Annotated in this window: 23 protein-coding genes; 21 read left to right on the top strand and 2 right to left on the bottom strand. The window is 62.3% G+C overall.

The annotated features are described in order from the left end of the window. Positions 1–521 precede the first annotated feature (521 nt). The 21 genes from rpmH (at position 522) to ABKS89_RS30565 (ending at position 19561) form a co-directional block, all read left to right on the top strand. On the top strand, positions 522–656 hold the full coding sequence (rpmH, locus tag ABKS89_RS30665) for a 50S ribosomal protein L34 (protein ID WP_003100258.1): 135 nt from the start codon (positions 522–524) through the stop codon (positions 654–656). Between the two features lie 14 nt (positions 657–670). Continuing rightward, entirely contained in the window at positions 671–1078 is a 408-nt protein-coding gene (rnpA, locus tag ABKS89_RS30660) for a ribonuclease P protein component (protein WP_045213756.1), read from the top strand. Further along, positions 1071–1319: a membrane protein insertion efficiency factor YidD gene (yidD, locus tag ABKS89_RS30655; RefSeq protein ID WP_015479779.1), complete on the top strand. Its 249-nt coding sequence runs from the start codon at positions 1071–1073 to the stop codon at positions 1317–1319. The genes rnpA and yidD overlap by 8 nt, the downstream gene beginning before the upstream one ends. 2 nt (positions 1320–1321) lie before the next feature. After that, a complete protein-coding gene (gene yidC, locus ABKS89_RS30650; RefSeq protein ID WP_348588780.1) occupies positions 1322–3070 on the top strand; it encodes a membrane protein insertase YidC in 1749 nt (582 codons plus the stop codon). A 107-nt stretch (positions 3071–3177) separates the two neighbouring features. Then, positions 3178–4545 (top strand): tRNA uridine-5-carboxymethylaminomethyl(34) synthesis GTPase MnmE, encoded by a 1368-nt coding sequence (gene mnmE / locus ABKS89_RS30645; RefSeq protein ID WP_138213459.1) that lies wholly within the window; start codon positions 3178–3180, stop codon positions 4543–4545. A gap of 549 nt (positions 4546–5094) precedes the next feature. After that, positions 5095–6987 (top strand): tRNA uridine-5-carboxymethylaminomethyl(34) synthesis enzyme MnmG, encoded by a 1893-nt coding sequence (gene mnmG, locus ABKS89_RS30640; RefSeq protein ID WP_348588781.1) that lies wholly within the window; start codon positions 5095–5097, stop codon positions 6985–6987. Then, positions 6987–7637 (top strand): 16S rRNA (guanine(527)-N(7))-methyltransferase RsmG, encoded by a 651-nt coding sequence (gene rsmG / locus ABKS89_RS30635; protein WP_348588782.1) that lies wholly within the window; start codon positions 6987–6989, stop codon positions 7635–7637. Before mnmG ends, rsmG begins: the two co-directional genes overlap by 1 nt. 18 nt (positions 7638–7655) lie before the next feature. Beyond that, positions 7656–8444 (top strand): ParA family protein, encoded by a 789-nt coding sequence (locus ABKS89_RS30630; protein ID WP_024765005.1) that lies wholly within the window; start codon positions 7656–7658, stop codon positions 8442–8444. 17 nt (positions 8445–8461) lie between these two features. Then, the gene (locus ABKS89_RS30625; RefSeq protein ID WP_348588783.1) at positions 8462–9334 is read left to right on the top strand and encodes a ParB/RepB/Spo0J family partition protein; all 873 of its coding nucleotides are present in this window, start codon (positions 8462–8464) and stop codon (positions 9332–9334) included. 153 nt (positions 9335–9487) lie between these two features. Beyond that, complete coding sequence (locus tag ABKS89_RS30620; RefSeq protein ID WP_348588785.1) at positions 9488–9895, top strand: F0F1 ATP synthase subunit I; 408 nt, start codon at positions 9488–9490, stop codon at positions 9893–9895. Positions 9896–9911: 16 nt separating this feature from the next. Beyond that, entirely contained in the window at positions 9912–10781 is an 870-nt protein-coding gene (gene atpB, locus ABKS89_RS30615) for a F0F1 ATP synthase subunit A (protein WP_138213464.1), read from the top strand. A 109-nt stretch (positions 10782–10890) separates the two neighbouring features. Beyond that, on the top strand, positions 10891–11148 hold the full coding sequence (gene atpE / locus ABKS89_RS30610) for a F0F1 ATP synthase subunit C (RefSeq protein WP_003457994.1): 258 nt from the start codon (positions 10891–10893) through the stop codon (positions 11146–11148). 52 nt (positions 11149–11200) lie between these two features. After that, entirely contained in the window at positions 11201–11671 is a 471-nt protein-coding gene (locus ABKS89_RS30605) for a F0F1 ATP synthase subunit B (protein ID WP_017518842.1), read from the top strand. Positions 11672–11683: 12 nt separating this feature from the next. Beyond that, positions 11684–12220, top strand: coding sequence for a F0F1 ATP synthase subunit delta (locus ABKS89_RS30600; protein WP_017518841.1), 537 nt, complete (start codon positions 11684–11686; stop codon positions 12218–12220). 18 nt (positions 12221–12238) lie between these two features. Next, on the top strand, positions 12239–13783 hold the full coding sequence (gene atpA, locus ABKS89_RS30595; RefSeq protein ID WP_045213785.1) for a F0F1 ATP synthase subunit alpha: 1545 nt from the start codon (positions 12239–12241) through the stop codon (positions 13781–13783). A 52-nt stretch (positions 13784–13835) separates the two neighbouring features. After that, positions 13836–14696 carry a F0F1 ATP synthase subunit gamma gene (atpG, locus tag ABKS89_RS30590; protein ID WP_017518839.1) on the top strand — a complete coding sequence of 287 codons (861 nt, stop codon included), beginning with the start codon at positions 13836–13838 and terminating at the stop codon, positions 14694–14696. A gap of 30 nt (positions 14697–14726) precedes the next feature. After that, on the top strand, positions 14727–16103 hold the full coding sequence (gene atpD / locus ABKS89_RS30585) for a F0F1 ATP synthase subunit beta (RefSeq protein WP_045213787.1): 1377 nt from the start codon (positions 14727–14729) through the stop codon (positions 16101–16103). Positions 16104–16143: 40 nt separating this feature from the next. Further along, positions 16144–16569: a F0F1 ATP synthase subunit epsilon gene (locus ABKS89_RS30580; RefSeq protein WP_045213789.1), complete on the top strand. Its 426-nt coding sequence runs from the start codon at positions 16144–16146 to the stop codon at positions 16567–16569. A 112-nt stretch (positions 16570–16681) separates the two neighbouring features. Next, positions 16682–18049 carry a bifunctional UDP-N-acetylglucosamine diphosphorylase/glucosamine-1-phosphate N-acetyltransferase GlmU gene (glmU, locus tag ABKS89_RS30575; protein WP_138213465.1) on the top strand — a complete coding sequence of 456 codons (1368 nt, stop codon included), beginning with the start codon at positions 16682–16684 and terminating at the stop codon, positions 18047–18049. Positions 18050–18168: 119 nt separating this feature from the next. Next, the gene (locus tag ABKS89_RS30570; protein WP_017518835.1) at positions 18169–18756 is read left to right on the top strand and encodes a MarC family protein; all 588 of its coding nucleotides are present in this window, start codon (positions 18169–18171) and stop codon (positions 18754–18756) included. A 25-nt stretch (positions 18757–18781) separates the two neighbouring features. Next, the gene (locus ABKS89_RS30565; RefSeq protein WP_518301067.1) at positions 18782–19561 is read left to right on the top strand and encodes an N-acetylmuramoyl-L-alanine amidase; all 780 of its coding nucleotides are present in this window, start codon (positions 18782–18784) and stop codon (positions 19559–19561) included. Here the strand turns inward: ABKS89_RS30565 and ABKS89_RS30560 are convergent. Then, positions 19558–21351 (bottom strand): KinB sensor domain-containing domain, encoded by a 1794-nt coding sequence (locus ABKS89_RS30560; RefSeq protein WP_348588789.1) that lies wholly within the window; start codon positions 21349–21351, stop codon positions 19558–19560. The genes ABKS89_RS30565 and ABKS89_RS30560 overlap by 4 nt on opposite strands. Continuing rightward, positions 21348–22694, bottom strand: coding sequence for a sigma-54-dependent response regulator transcription factor AlgB (gene algB / locus ABKS89_RS30555; protein ID WP_348588791.1), 1347 nt, complete (start codon positions 22692–22694; stop codon positions 21348–21350). Before algB ends, ABKS89_RS30560 begins: the two co-directional genes overlap by 4 nt. Positions 22695–22923 lie beyond the last annotated feature (229 nt).

Here is a 22923-nt window from a genome sequence, read left to right as displayed (position 1 = left end):
GGATATCCCCCAAAAGAAGTCGCAAAGCGAAACAGGCAGCTATTGTATCCCCGCCGAACCAACTTATCCACAGTTAAGCGCGCCGGGATGCAAGCAAAATCAAGGTGTTAATGATTTTACCGGCGGTCGGGTAATAGCGCCTTGAACCTTGTGGATAACCGCTTGATGGGGCAGGGGAAGACCCTGGTGATCATTCTGTGGAAAAAATCCCTGTGGAAAAATCCGCATTCCATACCCAGCTTTCCAACCGGCTCCCCACAAGCGGCCCACGACTTCCCGACAGGGTTATCATTTCCCCAGGGCCGCTTTTTCAAAGGCGCCTGTCGACTTATGCACAGGCATCGGCCTGCATAAACATAATCATCGCTTCAATCTTTAAAAAAAGAGATTTCCTTCCTTTCTATAGATTTTGTATCCGGGTCTGGTTGGAAATTGACCTGACCGCCTGATTTCACTAGAATCGCCGGTCTCTTTAAACGGGGTCACTGCGACCTCATGTCGTCAAACCCAGGTACCGAATCATGAAACGTACTTTCCAACCCAGCACCCTCAAGCGCGCTCGCGTGCACGGCTTCCGCGCTCGCATGGCCACCAAGAACGGTCGTCAGGTTCTGTCGCGTCGTCGCGCCAAGGGCCGTAAGCGTCTGACCGTCTGATTTGTCTGACACAGGTGGTGAGTCGAGATTTCAGCCGGGATAAACGTCTTCTGACAGCCCGGCAATTCACAGCAGTCTTCGACTCCCCCACCTCCAAGGTTCCCGGCAAGCACATCCTGCTGCTGGCACGCGAAAACGGTCTCGATCACCCCCGTCTGGGCCTGGTGATCGGCAAGAAGAACGTCAAGCTCGCCGTCGAGCGCAACCGCCTCAAACGCCTTCTCCGTGAATCCTTCCGCCATCACCAGCAGAAGCTGGCCGGCCTGGATATCGTGGTGATCGCGCGCAAAGGCCTCGGCGATCTGGAGAATGAAGAGCTGCACCAGCAGTTCGGCAAGCTCTGGAAGCGCCTGTTGCGCAACCGGCCCAGCCCGGAACCTTCGACAGATTCTCCGGGAGTGGCCGACAGTTCCCATGCGTAGACTGGCCCTGTTACTGATCCAGTTTTACCGCTACGCCATCAGTCCCATGATGGGCAGGCACTGTCGTTTCTACCCCAGCTGTTCCTGCTACGCGCAAGAAGCCATTGAAACCCATGGCTTCCTGCGTGGTGGCTGGCTGGCCGCTCGTCGCCTAGGCCGCTGCCACCCCTGGCATCCCGGTGGCTACGATCCGGTACCGCCAGATCCTTCCAAGCCCGCCCCTTCCTCGACGGCCGAGTAACCATGGACATCAAACGTTCAATCCTATTCGTCGCCCTGGCAATCGTGTCCTACGCGCTGGTTCTCCAGTGGAACAAGGACTACGGCCAGCCCGAACTGCCGGCGCAGACCGCGACCTTCAATCAGACTGAAGGCCTGCCGGACACTTCCGTGCCTGCCGGCAATGCGGCCAATGCCGACGTACCCACCACGCAGAACGCCCAGGCCAGCCTGCCCAATGAGCAGAAGCCAGCGGCAGCCAGCGAACAGCTGATCCGCGTGAAGACCGATGTCCTGGACGTGACCATCGACCCGCGCGGCGGCGACGTGATCAGGCTTGGCCTGACCCAGTACCCGCTGCGCCAGGACCGCCCGGACGTGCCGTTCCCGCTGTTCGAGCGTGACAACCAGCGCACCTACCTGGCCCAGAGCGGCCTGACCGGCGCCAACGGCCCGGATGCCGCTGCCAGCGGTCGCCCGCTGTATGCCTCGGCCAAGCCGGTGTACGAACTGGCCGACGGCCAGGACCAGATGGTGGTCGACCTGACTTATGCACAGGACGGCGTCAGCTACGTCAAGCGCTTCACCTTCCACCGTGGTCTGAAAAACGACTGCACCGAGAAGGAAAAGGCGCAGAAGAAGCTCGAGTGCATCAACCCCGATGCCTATCAGGTCGGCGTGAGCTACCTGATCGACAACCAGAGCGACAAACCGTGGAACGCTTCGCTGTTCGCTCAGCTCAAGCGTGACGCCAGCGTCGACCCGTCCTCCACCACCGCTACCGGCGTATCGACCTACCTCGGCGCCGCGGTCTGGACCCCTGAAAAGCCCTACGTGAAAGTGTCCATGAAGGACATGGACAAGGAGCAGTTCAAGGAAACCGTCCAGGGTGGCTGGGTAGCCTGGCTGCAGCACTACTTCGTCACCGCCTGGGTTCCCGCCAAGGGCGATACCCACAGCGTGATGACCCGCAAGGACGCCCAGGGCAACTACATCGTCGGCTACACCGGTCCCAACCTGACCGTTGCGCCGGGTGCCAAGGGCGAAACCAGCATGACCCTGTATGCCGGCCCGAAACTGCAGGCGTACCTGAAGGAACTGTCCCCGGGTCTGGAACTGACCGTCGACTACGGCCCGCTTTGGTTCATCGCCCAGCCGATCTTCTGGCTGCTGCAACATATCCACAACCTCGTGGGTAACTGGGGCTGGTCGATCATCTTCCTGACCATCGTCATCAAACTGGCCTTCTTCCCGCTGTCCGCCGCCAGCTACCGCTCCATGGCCCGCATGCGCGCCGTGTCGCCGAAACTGGCAGCCCTGAAGGAACAGCATGGCGATGATCGCCAGAAGATGTCCCAGGCGATGATGGAGCTGTACAAGAAAGAGAAGATCAATCCGCTGGGCGGCTGCCTGCCGATCCTGGTGCAGATGCCGGTCTTCCTCTCGCTGTACTGGGTACTGCTGGAAAGCGTCGAGATGCGCCAGGCCCCGTGGCTGGGCTGGATCGTCGACCTGTCGGTGAAGGATCCATTCTTCATCCTGCCGATCATCATGGGCGCCACCATGTTGGTTCAGCAGATGCTCAACCCGACTCCGCCGGACCCCATGCAGGCCAAGGTGATGAAGCTGATGCCGATCATCTTCACCTTCTTCTTCCTGTGGTTCCCGGCCGGTCTGGTGCTGTACTGGGTTGTGAACAACTGCCTGTCCATCGCACAGCAGTGGTACATTACCCGTCGGATCGAAGCGGCGGCGAAGAAGGCTTCTGCCTGATATCGCAGCCCGACACCGATCGACAAGACGCCCCCTCGTGGGGCGTTTTGCTATGTGGATAACCTTGCGTAGCCGCGAGCCACGATAACAAACGCGAGACCGCCGACATGAATGCAGCCCGTGAAACCATTGCCGCCGTCGCCACTGCCCAAGGCCGTGGTGGGGTGGGCATCGTGCGCGTCTCTGGTCCTCGTGCGCGCGCCATGGCCATCACCTTGAGCGGCCGCGAGCCCCAACCTCGCTATGCCCACTACGGGCCCTTCCACGCCGATGATGGCGACGTCATCGACGAAGGTCTGCTGCTGTACTTTCCCGGCCCGAATTCCTTCACCGGCGAGGACGTGCTCGAGCTGCAGGGCCATGGCGGCCCCGTAGTGATGGACATGCTGCTGCAGCGCTGCCTCGAACTGGGCGCCCGTCAGGCCCGCCCTGGCGAGTTCAGCGAGCGCGCGTTCCTCAACGACAAGCTCGACCTGGCCCAGGCCGAAGCTATCGCCGACCTCATTGAGGCCAGCTCCGCGCAGGCCGCACGCAACGCCGTGCGCTCGCTGCAGGGCGAATTCTCCCGCCGCGTACACAGCCTCACCGACCAGTTGATCGGATTGCGCATGTACGTCGAGGCCGCCATCGACTTCCCGGAAGAGGAAATCGACTTCCTCGCCGACGGCCACGTTCTCTCCCAGTTGGACGCAGTGCGCGCCGAGCTTGCGTCGGTGCTGCGCGAGGCAGGCCAGGGCGCGCTGCTGCGCGACGGCATGACGGTGGTGATCGCCGGGCGTCCCAACGCCGGCAAATCCAGCCTGCTGAACGCCCTGGCGGGGCGCGAGGCGGCCATCGTCACCGATATCGCCGGCACCACCCGCGATGTGTTGCGCGAACATATCCACATCGACGGCATGCCGCTCCACATCATCGACACTGCCGGGCTGCGCAGCACCGATGACCATGTGGAAAAGATCGGCGTGGAACGCGCCCTGAAGGCCATCAGCGAGGCGGATCGAGTTCTCCTGGTGGTGGACTCCACTGCTCCCGAAGCCAGCGATCCCTTTGCGCTGTGGCCGGAATTCCTCGACAGTCGTCCCGACCCGGCGCATGTGACCCTGATTCGCAACAAGGCGGATTTATCCACAGAGAGCATTGGGCTCGAACAGAGCGCTGACGGCCACGTTACCATCACCCTGTCTGCCCGTTCCGGCAATGGCCTGGACCTGCTGCGCGAGCACCTCAAGGCCTGCATGGGCTTCGAACAGACCGCCGAGAGCAGCTTCAGCGCGCGCCGGCGCCATCTGGAGGCCTTGCGCCTGGCTGGAGACAGCCTCGAGCACGGCCGCGCACAGCTCACCCTGAGCGGCGCAGGCGAACTTCTGGCCGAAGACCTGCGCCAAGCCCAGCAAGCCCTGGGCGAGATTACCGGTGCCTTCACGCCGGACGACCTGCTGGGGCGCATCTTCTCCAGCTTCTGCATCGGCAAGTAATCCACAACACTGCTTTCACCTACCGCTGACGGGGCCGTCCCGTCAGCGCGCCTCCTGCTGCCCAGAATTCTTCGTCACAGAAATCTATCCACAGCCATAAATTCACCAAACCTCCCTATTTACGGGGCTTACAGGGCAATAACAGTGGATTCCACAGGCCTCCGTGAACTCTGTGGAAAAGTCGCGTACAGATAGGTTAACAAGCCCGGTCTCAACCAGTGGATAAATCCACCTGTTGATAACATTGCACTTAATCCACAAGCTAGCCACTGGAGATCCCCTGCAACCGTACAGAATCGACACAGGGTTGTTAGGCGCTGAAAGCATCGCCGTATCTGGTCTGCAAATGGTTATCCACAGAAAACGGCTTCACCATACATAAACACAAGCTCTAAAAAGATTTAAAAAGATTCCTCTCTTTTATTTTCTATTAGAGGCCGACAGTACCCATTGGCTATTTTTTGTTCAGGTGCCTTCAATCGAAGGCCCTTAGCCCCTATACTGTCCGGCTCTCTTCTTTCTCCTTGATCAACAGGCACGAGGTGCGTGGTGGATTTCCCTTCCCGTTTTGACGTGATCGTGATCGGCGGCGGCCATGCCGGCACAGAGGCCGCACTAGCGGCCGCACGCATGGGCGTGAAGACGCTGCTGCTCACTCACAATGTGGAAACCCTTGGCCAGATGAGCTGCAACCCCGCCATTGGTGGGATCGGCAAAAGCCATCTGGTAAAGGAAATCGATGCGCTGGGCGGTGCCATGGCACTGGCCACCGATAAAGGCGGCATCCAGTTCCGCGTGTTGAACAGCCGTAAAGGCCCAGCCGTCCGTGCGACACGAGCCCAGGCTGACCGTGTTCTCTACAAGGCCGCCGTGCGCGAGATCCTGGAGAACCAGCCGAACCTGTGGATATTCCAGCAGGCCTGTGATGACCTGATCGTCGAACAGGACCAGGTGCGCGGCGTAGTGACCCAGATGGGTCTGAAATTCCATGCGGACAACGTCGTCCTCACCGCGGGTACTTTCCTCGGCGGACTTATCCACATCGGCCTGGAGAACTACTCCGGTGGCCGTGCCGGTGATCCGCCCTCGATCGCCCTGGCGCGCCGCCTGCGTGAGCTGCCGCTGCGTGTCGGCCGCCTGAAGACCGGCACGCCGCCGCGCATCGATGGCCGCAGTGTCGATTTCAGCGTCATGACCGAGCAGCCCGGCGATACGCCGATCCCGGTGATGTCGTTCCTGGGCTCGAAGGAAATGCATCCACGCCAGGTCAGCTGCTGGATCACCCACACCAACTCGCGTACCCACGAGATCATCGCCTCGAACCTCGATCGCTCGCCCATGTACTCCGGCGTGATCGAAGGGGTCGGCCCGCGCTATTGCCCGTCGATCGAAGACAAGATCCATCGCTTCGCCGACAAGGACAGCCATCAGGTCTTCCTTGAACCCGAAGGCCTGACCACCCACGAGCTGTACCCGAACGGCATCTCCACTTCGCTGCCCTTCGATGTGCAGCTGGAAATCGTCCGCTCGATCCGCGGCATGGAAAACGCGCACATCGTTCGTCCGGGCTATGCCATCGAATACGACTACTTCGATCCCCGCGATCTGAAGTACAGCCTGGAGACCAAGGTCATCGGCGGTCTGTTCTTCGCTGGCCAGATCAACGGCACCACCGGCTACGAAGAAGCAGGCGCTCAGGGCCTGCTCGCCGGCGCTAACGCCGCGCTGCGTTCGCAGGGCCGTGAAAGCTGGTGCCCGCGTCGCGACGAGGCCTACATCGGAGTACTGGTCGACGACCTGATTACCCTTGGCACCCAGGAGCCCTACCGCATGTTCACCTCGCGCGCCGAATACCGGCTGATCCTGCGTGAGGACAACGCGGACCTGCGCCTGACCGAGAAAGGTCGCGAGCTGGGCCTGATCGACGACGAACGCTGGGCGGTCTTCGAAGCCAAGCGAGAAGGCATCGAGCGTGAAGAACAACGCCTGAAGAGCACCTGGGTTCGTCCCAACACGCCGCAGGGCGATGCCATCGCCGAGCGCTTCGGCACTCCGCTGGCTCACGAATACAACCTGCTGAACCTGCTGGCCCGCCCGGAAATCGATTACGTCAGCCTGGCCGAAGTGACCGGCGTCAGCGCCGATGACCCGCAGGTCGCCGAACAGGTGGAGATCCGCACCAAGTACGCCGGCTACATCGATCGTCAGCAGGAAGAGATCGCTCGCCTGCGGGCCAGCGAAGACACCCGTCTGCCTGTGGATATCGACTACCCGTCCATCTCCGGGCTGTCCAAGGAGATCCAGCTGAAACTGGGCAACGCCCGACCGGAAACCCTCGGTCAGGCCGGCCGCATCCCGGGCGTGACCCCGGCGGCGATTTCCCTGTTGCTGATCCATCTGAAGAAACGTTCGTCCGGCCGTCAGCTGGAGCAGAGCGCCTGATGTCTCTGGTCACTTCCCGCCACGCCGAAGAACTCGCGCGTGGCATCCAGACGCTCGGCCTGGATATCGACGAAGCCACCCAGCAGCGCCTGCTGGATTACCTGGCCCTTCTGGCCAAGTGGAACAAGGCCTACAACCTCACCGCCGTGCGCGATGTGGATGAAATGGTCTCCCGCCATCTGCTCGACAGCCTGAGCATCGTCCCGCAGTTCGAAGCTGCGGGCGGCGAGCGCTGGCTGGACGTCGGCAGCGGCGGCGGCATGCCCGGCATCCCGCTGGCCATCCTGTTCCCCGGCAAGTCCCTGACGCTGCTGGACAGCAACGGCAAGAAGACCCGCTTCCTCACCCAGGTGAAGCTGGAACTCAAGCTCGACAACCTGCAGGTTATCCACAGCCGGGTAGAGGCCTTCCAGCCCGAGCAGCCGTTCAACGGCATCGTCTCGCGGGCTTTCAGCAGTCTCGAAGACTTTGCCAACTGGACACGACACCTGGGCGACACCCAGACCAACTGGCTGGCCATGAAAGGCGTCCACCCCAGCGACGAGCTCGCGGCACTCCCGGAAGATTTCCGGGTCGAAGCCGAACACGCTCTGGCGGTGCCGGGTTGCCAAGGCCAGCGCCATCTGCTGATACTGCGCCGCACTGCATGACGGGGAGTGGGGAAAACCATGGCTAAGGTATTCGCGATCGCCAACCAGAAGGGCGGCGTCGGCAAGACCACGACCTGTATCAACCTCGCGGCATCGCTGGTCGCCACCAAGCGACGCGTGCTGCTGATCGACCTTGATCCACAGGGCAACGCCACCACCGGCAGCGGTGTGGATAAGTTGTCCCTGGACCATTCCATCTACGACGTACTCACCGGCGAATGCGACCTGGCCCAGGCCATGCAGTTCTCCGAGCACGGCGGCTACCAGCTGCTGCCCGCCAACCGCGACCTCACCGCGGCGGAAGTGGTGCTGCTGGAAATGGACATGAAGGAACACCGCCTGCGCCACGCGCTGGCGCCGATCCGCGAGAACTACGACTTCATCCTCATCGACTGCCCGCCGTCGCTGTCGATGCTGACGGTCAACGCCTTGTCCGCCTCGGACGGCGTGATCATCCCGATGCAGTGCGAGTACTACGCACTGGAGGGCCTGACCGACCTGATGAACAGCATCCAGCGGATCGCCGAGCGGCTGAACCCGGCGCTGAAGATCGAAGGCCTGCTGCGTACCATGTACGACCCGCGCATCAGCCTGACCAACGACGTCAGCGCGCAGCTGCAGGAACACTTCGGCGACAAGCTCTACACCACCGTGATCCCGCGCAACGTACGACTGGCCGAGGCACCCAGCTTCGGCATGCCGGCGCTGGTCTACGACAAGCAATCCCGCGGTGCCCTCGCCTACCTGGCGCTGGCCGGCGAGCTGGTGCGCCGTCAGCGCGCCGCCCGCACCACCGCCCCCGCCTAAGAGATTAAGGAACCCGCATGGCCGCCAAGAAACGAGGTCTCGGACGCGGGCTGGACGCCCTGCTCAGTGGCTCCAGCGCCGCTACGCTGCAGGAAGAAGCCGTTCAGGTGGACAGCAAGGAGCTGCAACACCTGCCGCTGGACCTGATCCAGCGCGGCAAGTACCAGCCCCGCCGCGACATGGACCCGCAGGCCCTCGAAGAACTCGCCCAGTCGATCAAGGTCCAGGGCGTGATGCAGCCGATCGTAGTGCGCCCGATCGAGAAGGGCCGCTACGAGATCATCGCCGGCGAGCGCCGCTGGCGCGCGAGCCAGCAGGCCGGCCTGGACAAGATCCCGGCCATGGTCCGCGAAGTGCCGGACGAAGCGGCCATCGCCATGGCACTGATCGAGAACATCCAGCGCGAGGACCTCAACCCCATTGAGGAAGCCGCCGCGCTGCAGCGCCTTCAACAGGAATTCCAGCTGACCCAGCAACAGGTCGCCGACGCGGTGGGCAAATCCCGCGTGACCGTGGCCAACCTGCTGCGCCTGATCGCCCTGCCGGAAGAGATCAAGACCCTGCTGTCCCACGGCGACCTGGAAATGGGTCACGCCCGTGCCCTGCTCGGATTGCCCGAAAACAGGCAGGTTGAGGGTGCGCGACATGTTGTCGCACGCGGCTTCACCGTGCGTCAGACTGAAGCACTGGTGCGCCAGTGGCTCAACGCCCCTGGGGAACCTGTCAAAGCGGTCAGGACTGACCCGGACATCAGCCGCCTAGAACAGCGCCTGGCCGAGCGCCTGGGCGCTCCGGTGCAGATTCGCCATGGGCAGAAGGGCAAAGGCCAGTTGGTGATCCGCTACAACTCCCTCGACGAGCTTCAAGGCGTACTCGCCCACATACGTTGATACGAACGTAGCATGTAGGGGTCGTCGGAAATCACTACCTGACGGTTGAACGGGGGGCCTGCAGCCCCCTATACTCTGCGCGCAATTTTGTCGGCACAAAGTATGCCAAGTTATTGATTTGTGACGCCGACGCCAGAGGACTGTGAGCTGAAGATGGAACCCCGCAAGCCCGATCGTTTGCCCTTCCATCATCAACCGGCTTTTCGCCTGTTGCTCGTCCAACTGGTGGTGCTGCTTCTTGGTGCAGCTGCCCTGTGGATTTTTCTGGGTTCGGTCGCAGGCTATTCCGGATTGCTCGGGGGCCTGATTGCGTGGTTGCCGAATCTGTACTTTGCTCGCAAGGCGTTCCGTTACAGCGGAGCGCGTTCTGCCCAGCTGATAGTCCGGTCCTTTTATGCCGGTGAGGCGGGAAAACTGATTTTGACGGCAGTGCTCTTCGCACTGACGTTTGCAGGTGTGAAGCCCCTGGCGCCCCTGGCGCTGTTCGGCCTCTACCTGCTGACCCTCGCGGTCAGCTGGTTTTCACCCCTGCTGATGCGAAACACATTTACAAGACCTTAGAGCGATTGAGGCAAACATGGCAGCAGAAAGCGCTTCGGGTTACATCCAGCACCACTTGCAGAACCTGACCCTGGGTCGTCTGCCGGATGGTTCCTGGGGGTTCGCCCACACCGCCGAACAAGCCAAGGAAATGGGCTTCTGGGCATTCCACGTTGATACCCTGGGCTGGTCCGTATTCCTCGGCCTGGTGTTCATCCTTATCTTCCGCATGGCAGCCAAGAAGGCCACCAGCGGTCAACCTGGCGGCCTGCAGAACTTCGTCGAAGTTCTCGTGGAGTTCGTCGACGGCAGCGTGAAGGACACCTTCCACGGCCGTAACCCGCTCATCGCACCGCTGGCGCTGACCGTGTTCGTCTGGATCTTCCTGATGAACCTGATCGACCTGGTGCCTGTGGACTTCCTGCCGCTCGCGGCTCAGGCGGTCACCGGTAACGAGCACCTGTTCTTCCGCGCCGTAGCCACCACCGATCCGAACGCCACCTTCGGCATGTCGATCGCGGTCTTCGCGCTGATCATCTTCTACAGCATCAAGGTCAAGGGCATCGGCGGCTTCCTCGGCGAACTGACCCTGCACCCGTTCAACAGCAAGAACGTCGTGGTTCAGATCATCCTGATCCCGGTGAACTTCCTGCTGGAGTTCGTGACCCTGATCGCCAAGCCGGTATCCCTGGCACTGCGTCTGTTCGGCAACATGTACGCCGGCGAGCTGATCTTCATCCTGATCGCCGTGATGTTCGGTTCCGGCATCCTCTGGCTGGGCGGCATGGGCGTCGTGCTGAACTGGGCGTGGGCTGTGTTCCACATCCTGATCATCACCCTGCAGGCCTTCATCTTCATGATGCTGACCATCGTCTACCTGTCGATGGCCCACGAAGACAGCCACTGATCCAAAGATTCTGTACGCCCCTTCCCTGATGGGAGGGGGTGAAAGAAGAGCTTCACCACCTTAACTTGCTTCACCTTTAACCAACACGACAAAAAAGTCGGGAGGAAAAATGGAAACTGTAGTTGGACTCACTGCTATCGCCGTTGCTCTGCTGATCGGTCTGGGCGCTCTGGGTACCGCCATTGGCTTCGGCCTGCTGGGCGGCAAGTTCCTGGAAGGCGCTGCCCGCCAGCCGGAAATGGTTCCGATGCTGCAGGTCAAAATGTTCATCGTCGCCGGCCTGCTCGACGCCGTGACCATGATCGGCGTTGGTATCGCTCTGTTCTTCACCTTCGCTAACCCGTTCATTGCTCAGGTTGCCCAGTAATTTCCGCAACGCGGAAATCTGTGACTGAACAACGAACGAGCGAGGTATTGGCGTGAACATTAATGCAACTCTGATCGGCCAGGCCATCGCGTTCGCCATCTTCGTCCTGTTCTGCATGAAGTTCGTATGGCCTCCGGTCATCGCGGCTCTGCACGAGCGTCAGAAGAAGATCGCCGACGGCCTGGACGCTGCCAACCGCGCGGCTCGTGACCTGGAACTGGCTCACGAGAAAGCGGGTCAGCAACTGCGCGAAGCCAAGGCTCAGGCAGCCGAAATCATCGAGCAGGCGAAGAAGAGCGCTAACCAGATCGTTGACGAAGCCCGTGATCAGGCCCGTGCCGAAGGTGATCGCATGATCGCTCAGGCCAAGGCCCAGATCGAACAGGAACTCAACAGCGTCAAAGACGCCCTGCGTGCCCAAGTGGGTGCCCTGGCTGTCTCCGGCGCCGAGAAGATCCTGGGTGCTTCGATCGATGCCAACGCGCAAAAGCAGCTGGTTGATCAACTGGCCGCCGAGATCTAAGCAGAGGGCGATATGGCAGAACTGACCACATTGGCTCGTCCATACGCGAAGGCGGCTTTCGAGTACGCCCAGGCTCATCAGCAACTGGCCGACTGGTCCGCTGCTCTGGGTGTGCTGGCTGCAGTGTCGCGGGACGACACCGTGCGCCAGCTGCTCAAGGAGCCCCAGCTGACCGCGGCAGCCAAGGCTGACGCGCTGATCGACGTGTGTGGCGACAAGCTCAATGCTCCGGCCCAGAACTTCGTCCGGACTGTGGCTGAAAACAAGCGGCTCGACCTCCTGCCGACCATCTTCGTGATGTTCGAGCAGCTCAAGGCCGAGCAGGAAAAGCTGGTCGAGGTCGAGGTCACCAGTGCCTTCGCCCTGGACCAGGAACAGCAGGACAAACTCGCCAAGGCTCTCAGCGCCCGGCTCAGTCGCGAAGTGCGACTTCATGCGTCGGAAGACGCGAGCTTGATCGGCGGCGTGGTAATTCGCGCCGGTGACTTGGTAATCGATGGCTCGGTGCGCGGCAAAATCGCGAAACTGGCCGAAGCGTTGAAATCTTGAGTTTGAAGGGGCAGCGGCATGCAGCAACTCAATCCTTCCGAAATTAGTGAAATCATCAAGGGGCGCATCGAGAAACTCGACGTCGCCTCGCAAGCGCGCAACGAAGGCACCATCGTCAGTGTTTCCGATGGCATCGTGCGCATCTTCGGTCTGGCCGACGTCATGTACGGCGAGATGATCGAATTCCCGGGCGGCGTCTACGGTATGGCGCTGAACCTGGAGCAAGACTCCGTCGGTGCTGTGGTACTGGGTGAATACCAGGACCTCAAAGAAGGCATGAACGCCAAGTGCACCGGCCGCATCCTGGAAGTACCGGTTGGTCCGGAACTGCTGGGTCGCGTTGTCGACGCTCTGGGTAACCCGATCGATGGCAAAGGCCCGATCGATGCCAAGCTGACCGACGCAGTCGAGAAAGTGGCACCGGGCGTGATCTGGCGTAAGTCGGTAGACCAGCCGGTTCAGACCGGTTACAAGTCGGTCGACGCCATGATCCCGGTTGGCCGTGGCCAGCGCGAGCTGATCATCGGTGACCGTCAGATCGGTAAAACCGCTCTGGCCATCGACGCCATCATCAACCAGAAGAACAGCGGCATCCGCTGCGTCTACGTTGCCATTGGTCAGAAGCAATCGACCATCGCCAACGTCGTACGCAAGCTGGAAGAAAACGGCGCCCTGGCCAACACCATCGTGGTCGTTGCCAGTGCTTCGGAATCCGCCGCTCTGCAATACCTGGCTCCGTACTCCGGTTGCACCATGGGCGAATTCTTCCGCGACCGCGGTGAAGATGCCCTGATCGTGTACGACGACCTGTCCAAGCAGGCCGTAGCCTACCGCCAGATCTCCCTGCTGCTGCGCCGTCCGCCGGGCCGCGAAGCTTATCCGGGCGACGTGTTCTATCTCCACAGCCGTCTGCTGGAGCGCGCTTCCCGCGTTTCCGAAGAGTACGTAGAGAAGTTCACCAACGGCGAAGTGAAAGGCAAGACCGGTTCCCTGACCGCCCTGCCGATCATCGAAACCCAGGCTGGCGACGTTTCTGCGTTCGTTCCGACCAACGTGATTTCCATCACCGACGGTCAGATCTTCCTGGAATCGGCCATGTTCAACTCGGGTATCCGTCCGGCCGTCAACGCCGGTATCTCGGTATCCCGTGTTGGTGGCGCGGCCCAGACCAAGATCATCAAGAAGCTGTCCGGCGGCATTCGTACCGCGCTGGCCCAGTACCGTGAACTGGCGGCCTTCGCCCAGTTCGCCTCGGACCTGGACGACGCGACCCGCAAGCAGCTGGAACATGGTCAGCGCGTTACCGAGCTGATGAAGCAGAAGCAATACGCGCCGATGTCCATCGCCGAGATGTCGCTGTCCCTGTATGCCGCCGAGCGTGGCTTCCTGCAGGACGTCGAGATCGCCAAGGTGGGCGCCTTCGAACAAGCGCTGATCGCCTACTTCCAACGTGAGAACGCCGCTCTGCTGGCGAAGATCAACGAGAAGGGTGACTTCAACGACGAAATCGACGCAGGCATCAAGGCCGGCATCGAGAAGTTCAAGGCCACCCAAACCTGGTAAGCCGCAGCGGGGGTCGTTAACGGCCCCCGCCTGCTAAACCGATAGGTGTGAAATGGCAGGCGCAAAAGAGATTCGCAGCAAGATTGCGAGCATCAAAAGCACGCAAAAAATCACCAATGCCATGGAAAAGGTGGCGGTGAGCAAGATGCGCAAGGCACAAATGCGCATGGCGGCCGGCCGTCCCTACGCGGAGCGCATTCGCCAGGTGATCGGCCATCTGGCCAACGCCAACCCGGAATACCGTCACCCGTTCATGGTCGAGCGTGAAGTAAAACGCGTCGGCTACATCGTGGTGAGCTCCGACCGTGGCCTGGCTGGCGGCCTGAACATCAACCTGTTCAAGGCTCTCGTCAAGGACATGAGCGGGCAGCGCGATCGTGGCGCGGAGATCGACCTCTGCGTGATCGGCTCCAAGGGTGCATCCTTCTTCAAGAGCTATGGCGGCAACGTAGTTGCAGCTATCAGCCACCTGGGCGAAGAGCCGTCGATCAATGATCTGATCGGCAGCGTCAAGGTCATGCTGGATGCCTACCTGGAAGGTCGTATCGATCGCCTGTACGTGGTTTCCAACAAGTTCGTCAACACCATGACCCAGAAGCCGACCGTGGAACAGCTGATTCCGCTGGTGGCCGAGGACAATGCCGAGCTGAAGCACCACTGGGACTACCTCTACGAACCCGACGCCAAGGCCCTCCTCGACGGCCTGCTGGTGCGCTACGTGGAATCCCAGGTGTACCAGGCCGTGGTTGAGAACAACGCCTGTGAGCAGGCGGCCCGGATGATTGCAATGAAGAACGCTACCGACAACGCCGGTGATCTGATCAGTGGTTTGCAACTGATCTACAACAAGGCACGTCAGGCGGCGATCACCCAGGAAATCTCGGAAATCGTCGGCGGCGCTGCCGCGGTGTAAGAACAGGTTCAAAATTCAGAGGAACCAGACATGAGTAGCGGACGTATCGTTCAAATCATCGGCGCCGTGATCGACGTGGAATTCCCGCGCGATGCCGTGCCGAGCATCTACGAGGCCCTGAAAGTTCAGGGCGTCGAAACCACTCTGGAAGTTCAGCAGCAGCTGGGCGACGGCGTGGTTCGTTCCATTGCGATGGGTTCCACCGAAGGCCTCAAGCGTGGCCTGAACGTGGAAAGCACCGGCGCAGCCATCTCCGTCCCGGTCGGCACCAAGACCCTGGGCCGTATCATGGACGTGCTGGGCAACCCGATCGACGAAGCCGGTCCCATCGGCGAAGAAGAGCGCTGGGGTATTCACCGCGACGCTCCGTCCTACGCTGACCAGGCTGGCGGCAACGACCTGCTCGAAACCGGCATCAAGGTTATCGACCTGGTCTGCCCGTTCGCCAAGGGCGGTAAAGTCGGTCTGTTCGGTGGTGCCGGTGTAGGCAAGACCGTAAACATGATGGAACTGATCCGTAACATCGCCATGGAGCACAGCGGTTACTCTGTGTTCGCTGGTGTGGGTGAGCGTACTCGTGAGGGTAACGACTTCTACCACGAGATGAAGGATTCCGGCGTACTGGACAAGGTAGCCCTGGTTTACGGCCAGATGAACGAGCCGCCGGGCAACCGTCTGCGCGTTGCACTGACCGGTCTGACCATGGCCGAGAAGTTCCGTGACGAAGGCCGTGACGTACTGCTGTTCATCGACAACATCTACCGTTACACCCTCGCCGGTACCGAAGTATCCGCACTGCTGGGCCGTATGCCTTCCGCAGTAGGTTACCAGCCGACCCTGGCCGAAGAGATGGGCGTTCTGCAAGAGCGCATCACCTCCACCAAGAAAGGCTCGATCACCTCGATCCAGGCCGTCTACGTTCCCGCGGACGACCTGACCGACCCGAGCCCGGCGACCACCTTCGCCCACCTGGACGCCACCGTCGTACTGTCCCGTGACATCGCCTCGCTGGGTATCTACCCGGCAGTTGATCCGCTGGACTCGACTTCCCGTCAGCTGGACCCGCTGGTCATCGGCCAGGATCACTACGACACCGCTCGTGGCGTGCAGTACGTTCTGCAGCGCTACAAGGAGCTGAAGGACATCATCGCGATCCTCGGCATGGACGAACTGTCCGAGTCCGACAAGCTGCTGGTGGCCCGTGCTCGTAAGATCCAGCGCTTCCTGTCCCAGCCGTTCTTCGTGGCTGAAGTATTCACCGGCTCGCCGGGCAAATACGTCTCCCTGAAGGACACCATCGCTGGCTTCAAAGGCATCCTCAACGGCGACTACGATCACCTGCCCGAGCAGGCGTTCTACATGGTCGGCGGCATCGAAGAAGCCATCGAGAAAGCGAAGAAGCTGTAATCCGTGCGCCCGGCAACGGGCGCTTACGTGAGGCAAGGGTATGGCTATTACTGTCCACTGCGACATCGTCAGCGCCGAAGCGGAGATCTTCTCCGGTCTGGTCGAGCTGGTCGTAGCGCACGGCTCCCTGGGCGATCTGGGTATCGCTCCGGGCCACGCGCCGCTGATCACCGAGCTCAAGCCGGGTCCGATCCGCCTGGTGAAGCAGGGTGGCGAGCAGGAGGTGTACTACATCTCCGGTGGCTTCCTCGAAGTACAGCCGAGCATGGTCAAGGTTCTCGCCGACACCGTGATTCGCGCAGGTGACCTCGACGAAGCGGCTGCCCAGACCGCACTGAAGGAAGCTGAGAAGGCTCTGCAAGGTAAAGGTGCAGAGTTCGACTACAGCTCCGCCGCAGCCCGCCTGGCCGAAGCCGCAGCGCAACTGCGCACGGTCCAGCAGGTTCGCAAGAAGTACGGCGGCTAAGCCGCGAAGTCCCCAGGGACTTCAGCGTCAAATAGGAAAAGGGTAGCCTTGGCTACCCTTTTTCTTTTTCTACACCCGGGGTTTCCCCGCTCACCAGGACGGTCCCTCACTCATGTCCCTCGAAATCGTCATTCTTGCCGCTGGCCAGGGCACCCGCATGCGCTCGGCCTTGCCGAAAGTCCTGCATCCGGTCGCTGGCAAACCGATGCTTGCCCACGTGATCGATATCGCCCGCGGCCTCAGCCCGACGCGTATCCATGTGGTGATTGGCCATGGCGCCGACCTGGTACGCGAGCGCCTGCAGGCGGATGACCTGAATTTCGTGATCCAGGAGCAGCAGTTGGGCACCGGCCACGCCGTGGCGCAGGCCGCCCCGTTCCTGAGCGCGGACAATGTGCTGATCCTCTACGGCGATGTGCCGCTGATCGAGCAGCCGACCCTCGAGCGCCTGATGGCCCAGTCCACGCCGGAGCAGTTGGCGCTGCTGACCGTCGAGCTGGACGACCCCACCGGCTACGGCCGCATCATTCGCGACGGTGCTGGCGAAGTTCAGGCCATCGTCGAGCAGAAGGACGCCACTGCCGAGCAGCGCGCCATCCGCGAAGGCAATACCGGCATCCTCGCTGCGCCCCGCGGGCGCTTGCTGGGCTGGCTGTCGCGTCTTTCCAACTCCAATGCCCAGGGCGAGTACTACCTCACTGACGTAATCGCCATGGCAGTCGGCGACGGCCTGCGTGTGGCCACCGCCCAACCCCAGGTGGCGATGGAGACCCAGGGCGCCAACGATCGCCTGCAGCTCTCCGAGCTGGAACGTTTCTTCCAGCAACGCGTGGCGCGACGCCTGATGGCTCAGGGCGTGACCTTGATCGATCCTGCGCGCTTCGACGTGCGTGGCGAAGTCAGCGTCGGCCGTGACGTGAGCATCGACGTCAACGTGATCCTCGAAGGCCAGGTGGAGATCGAGGACGATGTTCAGATCGGCCCGAACTGCTACATCAAGGACAGCACCCTGCGCCGCGGCGCCATCATCAAGGCCAACTCGCACCTGGAAGGCGCCCATGTCGGTCCCGACAGCGACGTCGGCCCGTTCGCTCGCCTGCGTCCGGGTAGCGTGCTGGAGCGCAAGGTGCATGTGGGTAACTTCGTCGAACTGAAGAACGCCCACCTGCAGGACGGCGTGAAGGTCGGTCACCTGACCTACCTGGGCGACAGCGAAGTCGGTGCGCGCACCAACATCGGCGCCGGCACCATCACCTGCAACTACGATGGCGCGAACAAGTGGCGCACCACCATTGGCGAGGACGTCTTCATCGGCTCCAACAATTCTCTGGTGGCGCCTGTGGATATCGGTTCCGGCGCCACGACTGGCGCGGGTTCCACCATCACTGCCGAGATTCCGGCCGGCACCCTCGGCGTCGGTCGCGCCAAGCAGCGGGTGATCGAAGGCTGGAAGCGCCCGGAAAAGATCAAGAAATCCTGATACACCGGCCATCGGCCTGTGGGTAAGTTGTTATCCACAGGACGATTCGCTCATTCCGTTATTCACAGGCCATACCACAAACCGCGGAGTGGCCCGTTCTCGCTGGAGTTTTCCCGGTCATGCTTGGCGTCGCCATCCTGATCTTTCTGATCACCGACCCGTTCGGCAACATCGCGGTATTCCTTGCCGCCCTCAAGTCCGTCCCCGCCGAACGCCGTCTGAAAGTGGCACTGCGCGAGCTGCTGTTCGCCCTGGGCCTGCTGCTGCTGTTCCTCACCCTGGGCGAACACATCCTCACCGGGCTGGGTCTGTCCAAGGAAGCGACCGGCATCGCCGGGGGCATCATCCTCTTCGTGGTCGCCATGCGCCTGATCTTCCCCACGCCACAGGGCGTGCTGGGCGACATGCCGGACAACGAGCCGCTGTTCGTGCCGCTGGCCACTCCGGCGGTGGCCGGGCCCTCTGCGCTGGCGATGCTGATCACATTGCGCAGCACCTACACTGGACCGTTGTGGGAGCTGTATCTCGCGGTGATCCTCGCCTGGGCGGCGACCGCCTTCATCCTGATGCAGGCGGCGTTCCTCCAGCGCTTCCTCGGCCCGCGCGGGCTGATGGCCGTGGAACGCCTGGCCGGCATGCTGCTGATCATGCTCAGCGTGAACATGCTCCTGCAGAACGTGCGCAGCTTCCTGCACATCGCTGCCTGATGCTCTCCTCCTGAGAACCGCCATGATCCTGCGTGTCCTGACCTTCGCCTTGCTCACCACACTGCTCGCCGGCTGCGCCGACAAGGGCCTGCAGATCGATCGCGAGCATGTATCGAAGAACCAGGACAGCCGCATCCAGTACGTCATCGTCCACTACACCTCGGCTGACCTGCCGCGTTCGCTGGCGCTGCTGACCCACGGTGAGGTGAGCGCGCACTACCTGATCGGCGACAACCCGGCGACCATCTACCAACTGGTGGACGAGAACCGCCGCGCCTGGCACGCCGGCGCCAGCGAATGGCAGGGGCGTACCTGGCTCAATTCCACCTCCATCGGCATCGAGCTGGTGAACCCCGGCTACCGCGATACCCCGAGCGGGAAGATCTGGTATCCCTACCCGGATGCGCAGATCGACGCGCTCATCGCCTTGCTCAAAGACATCACCACGCGCCAGGGCATCACCCCGGAACACATCCTCGGCCACAGCGACATCGCCCCGCAGCGCAAGGTCGACCCCGGTCCGCTGTTCCCCTGGAAGAAGCTCGCCGAAGCCGGTCTGATCCCCTGGCCGAAGCCGGGCGAGCTGGCACGCCGCCTGACCGAGCTGAACGGCCAGCTGCCGGCTCCGGGCTGGTTCCAGCAGCAGCTGGCGCGCCACGGTTACGCGGTGCCGCTCGGTGGGGTGATGGATGAGGAAACCCGCAACGTGATCGCGGCGTTCCAGATGCGCTTCCGCCCGGAGCGCTTCGACGGTGAACCGGACCTGGAAACCGCCGCGTTGTTGCTGGCGGTGCCGACTTCTTAAACCGGCAGCAGCAGGTAGAAACGCGAGCCCTTGCCCTGTTGCGAGCGCAGGGCGATGCGTCCGCCGTGCAGTTGCACGATTTCCCGGCATAGCGCCAGGCCGAGTCCGACGCCGCCTTTCTTGCGGCCGACCTGCACGAAGGGTTCGAAGATGCGCCCTTGCTGGCTGAGCGGGATGCCGTCGCCGCTGTCCTCCACGGCGATGGCCACGCGCTCTTCCTGGCAGCGCGCCTGCAGGCGGATGGTGCCGCCATCGGGCGTATGGCGCAGCGCGTTGCCGATGAGGTTATCCAGCACCCGCTCGATCTGCGTACGGTCGACATTGATGGCCGGCAGATCCTCGGCGACCTCCAGGTCCAGCGCGATGCGCCTGTCTTCGGCCGGCCCGCTGAAGCGCTGGTGTGCCTGGCGCAACATATCGCCGACATCGCAGAGCTGCAGCTCAAGCTTCTGGGTGCCACTCTGGTAGCGGGAGAAATTCAGCAGGTCGTTGATCAGCCGCACCAGACGGTGCATCTCCTCGTCCACGGTGCGCACCAGGTCGCGCTCGCGGGATTCCTCGGGAAACTTCAGCCGCTCGGCGAGCAGGCCGAACGCCATGTGCATACCGGTCATGGGCGTGCGCAGCTCATGGGAGGCACGCAGCACGAAGTCGTTGCGCACGCGCTCGAACGCACGCTGCTCGGTGACGTCGCGCACCACCATCACCGCGCCGATGTTGCGTCCGTCGTCGTGGCTGACCGGCGACATGCCCCAGGTCAGCAGGCGGCTTTCACCGCCGACTTCTACCACCAGGTCCTGCGGGGTTTCCTCCAGCAGGTTGCCGGTCAGGACGCGCTGTACGGCCTGGCTTAGCGCCGGGTTGTTGAGCATCGTGCCCAGTTCCTGACCCTGGGGATCGCTGTGGGAGAACAGCTGGCGCGTGGCGACCGGATTGGCGTGCTCGATGCGGCCATGGCGGTCGAGGATCACCAAGCCATCGTCGATGCTGTCGAGCACCGCCAGCAGGCGCTTGCGCCCCGAACCCAGGGCCTCGGTATTACTGGCGCGGTAAAGCCGCAGCGCTTCGGCCATCAGGCCGAAGCGACGGCTCAGCGAGGACATCTCGGAGACGCCGGAAACCGGCAGGGTGACGTCGAATTCGCCCTGGCCGATCTTGTCCGCGGCCTTGGCCAGCGTCTCGATAGGTGCGCCGAAGCGGCGGGCGATGCTGTGGGCGGTGATGAAGCCGACCACCAGGATGGCGATGCCGATGAGGCCCAGCAGGCTGCTGACCAGCAGGGTTCGGTCGCGGGCCGAGCGCTCGTCGGCGCTGATGTTCTCCATCGCCCCCTGGTGCAGGGCCAGAAGGCGGTTGCGCAGGACGTCGAGGGTGCGGCTGAGGTCGCTGTCTTCCAGCAGTTCCGGGCGACCGGGGCCGGGCGTATCGGTTGCCTCGACGAACAGGCGGTGAGCATCGGCGATTTCCGTCATGGCCTGGCGCTCTCTGCTGGTACGCGCCAGCGTGCGCCCCTGCTCGAGCGCCTGGGCGAAGTGCGTGCGGGCCTGCTCCAGGCGTTCCGGGCTGGGCCGCGCGCTGAGTACCTGCACCAGTTCGTCGCCAAGCGCCTGGCGCAGGCGCTGGCTGACCTCGATGGCGTCGAAGTTGCGCTGGATCAGCTGGGCCTGCTCGCGGCCGGTCAGCACCACGCTGAACAGCCCGAGCAGCAGGCCCAGCAGCGCTACCGTGATCAGCGCCGAGATGCTCAGGAAGAGCCTCGTGCGCAGCGTCATCGGGATCGGCAGGTTCACAGGCTGTACTGCTTGCGCTTGCGATAGAGGGTGGAAGCGTCGATCCCCAGGGTCTTGGCGGCCTGGTCGAGGGTTGCGCTGGAGGCCATGACGGCAGCGATGTGGGCTTTCTCCAGTTCTTCCAGGCTCATGGCCTCGCCGATGCGCGGCGCAGAACTGGTGATTTGCTCTCCGATAGCAAGCTGTTCGACACCGATAAGATCAAGATTGCAGATGATGCTCGCTCTTTCGATCACGTTGCGCAGCTCCCGAACGTTCCCCGGCCAGTTGTAGCGGCGTAGCAGCGCGCGGGCCTCGTCGGTGAAGCCGCGAGCGGGGCGGCCGTAGTCCTTCACGAAGCGGGCGAGGAAGCGCTCGGCCAGTCCGATGATGTCCTCGGCACGTTCGCGCAGTGGCGGCAGATTCAGCACGATGACATTCAGACGGTAGAGCAGGTCTTCGCGGAAGGTGCCCTGGGCAACCATGCCGGCGAGATCGCGGTTGGTGGCCGCGAGGATGCGTACATCGGCGTTGCGAGTGACCGGGTCGCCGATCCGTTCGTATTCCTTGTCCTGGATGAAACGCAGCAGTTTCGGCTGCAGGATGAGGGGAAAATCGCCGATCTCGTCGAGGAACAGCGTGCCGCCATCCGCCTGGCTGATGCGTCCGAGGGTGTTTTCGGTAGCGCCGGTGAATGCGCCGCGGCTGTGGCCGAACAGTTCGCTCTCCATCAGTTCGGCGGAGAGGGAAGGGCAGTTGATGGTCACGCAGGACTTCTTCGCCCGCTTGCTCCAGCCGTGAATGGCGCGCGCCAGCTCACCCTTGCCGGAGCCGGATTCGCCGAGGATGAGGATGTTGGCGTCGGTGGCGGCCACCTGGCGGGCTGTCTCCAGCACGGCGGCCATGGCGGGGCTGTGGGATTCGAGCACATCGCCCTGCTTGCGCATCTCGCCTTCCAGCGCCTCGATGCGCGCGGTGAGTTGGCGCACTTCCAGCTGCTTGGCGGCGGCCAGGCGCAGCTGGTCGGGGCTGCAGGGCTTCACCAGGTAATCGGCGGCACCGGCCTGCATGGCATCCACGGCGGTGTCCACGGCCGAATGCGCGGTGACTATCACCACGCGCATCCAGGGCGCTTGCACGCGCATCTGCGCCAGCACATCCAGGCCGTTGTCGTCGCCCAGCCGCAGGTCGAGGAAGCACAGGTCGAACACCTGGCGCTGCAACAGGTTCTCGGCCTGCTGCGCGCTGCTGGCGGTGGCCACGCTGTAGCCCTCGTCCTCCAGGCAGTAGCGGAACGAGCGCAGGATGGCGGACTCGTCATCGACCAGCAGGATCCGGCCTTGCTGTTCAGGCGTTGCGTCCATTCAGCGATTTCCTCGTTGTGTGATTCGTTGTTGTAAGGGGTGTGATTTTTCTTAGTCCAGGGATTTTCGTGCAAGTTGCAAGAATCTTTCGGGTCCCTCGGGCAGGGTGCACAGTCCGGGTTATGCACAGACCATTCAACACATTGAATTACAAGAATTTTATCCACAAATCGCACTGGCACGGCGCTTGCGAATCCAATGCTGCACCATCGTTTGTCGGAGACCCGCC

The sequence above is a fragment of the Pseudomonas sp. LABIM340 genome, assembly GCF_040017195.2.
In the GTDB taxonomy this organism is placed as follows: Bacteria; Pseudomonadota; Gammaproteobacteria; order Pseudomonadales; family Pseudomonadaceae; genus Pseudomonas.
This window is presented reverse-complemented; position numbering and strand designations above follow the sequence as displayed.

Coding starts and splice junctions, on each gene's coding strand:
- rpmH (WP_003100258.1), top strand. CDS start 522: ATGAAACGTACTTTCCAACCCAGCACCCTCAAGCGCGCTCGCGTGCAC.
- yidD (WP_015479779.1), top strand. CDS start 1,071: ATGCGTAGACTGGCCCTGTTACTGATCCAGTTTTACCGCTACGCCATC.
- yidC (WP_348588780.1), top strand. CDS start 1,322: ATGGACATCAAACGTTCAATCCTATTCGTCGCCCTGGCAATCGTGTCC.
- mnmE (WP_138213459.1), top strand. CDS start 3,178: ATGAATGCAGCCCGTGAAACCATTGCCGCCGTCGCCACTGCCCAAGGC.
- rsmG (WP_348588782.1), top strand. CDS start 6,987: ATGTCTCTGGTCACTTCCCGCCACGCCGAAGAACTCGCGCGTGGCATC.
- ABKS89_RS30630 (WP_024765005.1), top strand. CDS start 7,656: ATGGCTAAGGTATTCGCGATCGCCAACCAGAAGGGCGGCGTCGGCAAG.
- ABKS89_RS30625 (WP_348588783.1), top strand. CDS start 8,462: ATGGCCGCCAAGAAACGAGGTCTCGGACGCGGGCTGGACGCCCTGCTC.
- ABKS89_RS30620 (WP_348588785.1), top strand. CDS start 9,488: ATGGAACCCCGCAAGCCCGATCGTTTGCCCTTCCATCATCAACCGGCT.
- atpB (WP_138213464.1), top strand. CDS start 9,912: ATGGCAGCAGAAAGCGCTTCGGGTTACATCCAGCACCACTTGCAGAAC.
- atpE (WP_003457994.1), top strand. CDS start 10,891: ATGGAAACTGTAGTTGGACTCACTGCTATCGCCGTTGCTCTGCTGATC.
- ABKS89_RS30600 (WP_017518841.1), top strand. CDS start 11,684: ATGGCAGAACTGACCACATTGGCTCGTCCATACGCGAAGGCGGCTTTC.
- atpA (WP_045213785.1), top strand. CDS start 12,239: ATGCAGCAACTCAATCCTTCCGAAATTAGTGAAATCATCAAGGGGCGC.
- atpG (WP_017518839.1), top strand. CDS start 13,836: ATGGCAGGCGCAAAAGAGATTCGCAGCAAGATTGCGAGCATCAAAAGC.
- atpD (WP_045213787.1), top strand. CDS start 14,727: ATGAGTAGCGGACGTATCGTTCAAATCATCGGCGCCGTGATCGACGTG.
- ABKS89_RS30580 (WP_045213789.1), top strand. CDS start 16,144: ATGGCTATTACTGTCCACTGCGACATCGTCAGCGCCGAAGCGGAGATC.
- glmU (WP_138213465.1), top strand. CDS start 16,682: ATGTCCCTCGAAATCGTCATTCTTGCCGCTGGCCAGGGCACCCGCATG.
- ABKS89_RS30570 (WP_017518835.1), top strand. CDS start 18,169: ATGCTTGGCGTCGCCATCCTGATCTTTCTGATCACCGACCCGTTCGGC.
- algB (WP_348588791.1), bottom strand. CDS start 22,694: ATGGACGCAACGCCTGAACAGCAAGGCCGGATCCTGCTGGTCGATGAC.